This window comes from Streptomyces sp. NPDC058964, from assembly GCF_042741275.1.
Taxonomy (GTDB): domain Bacteria; phylum Actinomycetota; class Actinomycetes; order Streptomycetales; family Streptomycetaceae; genus Streptomyces.
Window position 1 is genome coordinate 40,334 of the sequence record NZ_JBHYKH010000020.1, and the last position, 1,206, is coordinate 41,539.

The window sequence follows — 1,206 nt, forward strand, 5'->3', positions numbered from 1 at the left end:
GGGGGCCGGCCGGGGGGGGCGGGGCCGCCGGCCGCGGGGGGGCCCCCCCGCGCCCCCCCCTCGCCGTGGGGGGGTGGTGGGGGTCAGCCGCGCTTGTTCTTGCTGCTGCGGCCGTAGGCGTCGTTCAGCTCCGCCGTGACGTCCTTGCACTCGCCGGACACGATGCGGTCGTAGATCTTCTGGCCTTTCGCGATGTTCTCCGGGTTGGTCAGGTCGGGCGACTGCTGCGACTTCTTGCCGAACATGCGGGACTCCTGACGGGTCGCGGATGGGCCACCGCACCTGAGTGCGATGGCGAGGTGAAGTGGTGCTCTGTCTCCTTCGGGAACACGAGCTCCCGTCGCAGGCGTATGGAGACGTGACCTTTCGGTCTCAGCCCTCCGGGAGTGCCAAGGGCCCCGGGTCCCTCGCCTCCGCCAGGCAGAGGCTCATGACCCCTCTCGGGGCCCTTTGGTGGTGCGTTCTTGCAGGTCAAGCACTTGCGAAGGCAGCCCGTGAGGCCCATTCGGGCTTCTCGTTCCGACCCAATTGCAGATTGACCTAGGTCAATCTGGCTGTCAAGGGAGTCCGCCGAAGGATCAGAGATTGACCTAGGTCCGGCTACTCTCGATGCCATGGACCAGAGCCCCGAAGCGCCCAAGCAGACGCCCACGGCCAAGGAGATCGCGGCGGAGTTCCGCGAGAAGATCGCGGGCCCCGATCGCGAGTACGAGCCGGGCGATCGGCTCCCAGCCGCTCGCAAGCTCGCCAAGGAACTTGGCGTGCAGCTCATGACTGTTCAGAGCGCGTTCGGTCAGCTCCGTGACGAGGGGTTGGTTCTCACTCAGCAGGGCCGCGGGACGTTCGTCCGTGATCCATCTGTGCCCCTCGGTAGTGAGCCGGGCAGTAGCCCGGCGTTCACCGCACTGGCCACGGAACTCAGCACGATTCATGACACCCTGCGCCTACTTGGCGAGCGTCTTGACCGCCTTGAGCAGCTTGTGGGTAGCGAGACTCCGCAGTCGCCGTGAGTTCGTCGGCGCGCCTCAGCAGTCGTTCGACTTTGACGCGTGCTTCGCTCAAACTCGCTTTGATCAAAGCGAGTTCGGCGACAGTCATGCCTTCCAACTCGCCGCTTTTCGCAGTGATACCTGGGATGCGAGTTTTGGTGTGGCCAGGTACGAACGATGTGTGGCTCTCAGTGTGTCGGGGGCGGTGTTGTGGTGG

2 protein-coding genes are annotated in these 1,206 nt (G+C 65.4%); one reads left to right on the top strand and one right to left on the bottom strand.

All coding sequences use genetic code 11. The annotated features are described in order from the left end of the window. Positions 1-83: 83 nt before the first annotated feature. Positions 84-245, bottom strand: coding sequence for a hypothetical protein (locus tag ACFW2E_RS04650; protein ID WP_384461309.1), 162 nt, complete (start codon positions 243-245; stop codon positions 84-86). 369 nt (positions 246-614) lie between these two features. Here ACFW2E_RS04650 and ACFW2E_RS04655 point away from each other — a divergent pair, with 369 nt between their 5' ends. Beyond that, positions 615-1,010 carry a GntR family transcriptional regulator gene (locus tag ACFW2E_RS04655; protein WP_384461312.1) on the top strand — a complete coding sequence of 132 codons (396 nt, stop codon included), beginning with the start codon at positions 615-617 and terminating at the stop codon, positions 1,008-1,010. Positions 1,011-1,206: the final 196 nt, after the last annotated feature.